The sequence below is a fragment of the Caulobacter sp. 05T431 genome (assembly GCF_056665975.1).
Genome location: NZ_JBFTKU010000161.1, coordinates 1 through 383 on the forward strand (window position 1 = coordinate 1; position 383 = coordinate 383).

Genomic DNA, 383 nt, shown 5'->3' on the forward strand with positions numbered 1-383 from the left:
CACGCATACACCGCCTGAGATGGTCATGCAAACGTTGAACATCAGCGCGGAAACGCTGGCGCAGTTCCCGCGTGACCGCCCCGACATCGTGCCGGAATGACCCGCTTCTTCTTCGCCGCTATCTGACTGAGGATGCTCGACGTCAGTCAGATAGCGTAGCGCCTTCAATAATGCTCGGACGTGACGTCAACCTTGCCTTTGAAGACCGTGTAGCCGCACAGGGTGTAAGCCAGCATCAATGGGAAGACAAAGAGACCAGCCCCCCAGAACATGAACGACAGGCTCGACATCGGCGCAGCAGCCTCATTGATCGTGATGCTGAACGGCACGATGTACGGCCAGAACGAGACGGCGAACATCCCATATGCCACCACGAACAAGGC

1 protein-coding gene is annotated in these 383 nt (G+C 57.4%); it reads right to left on the reverse strand.

Annotated features, from left to right (window positions below):
• Positions 1-164: 164 nt before the first annotated feature.
• On the reverse strand, positions 165-383 hold a 219-nt coding region (locus AC1U89_RS24955), incomplete at its 5' end, for a cytochrome d ubiquinol oxidase subunit II (RefSeq protein WP_479902297.1).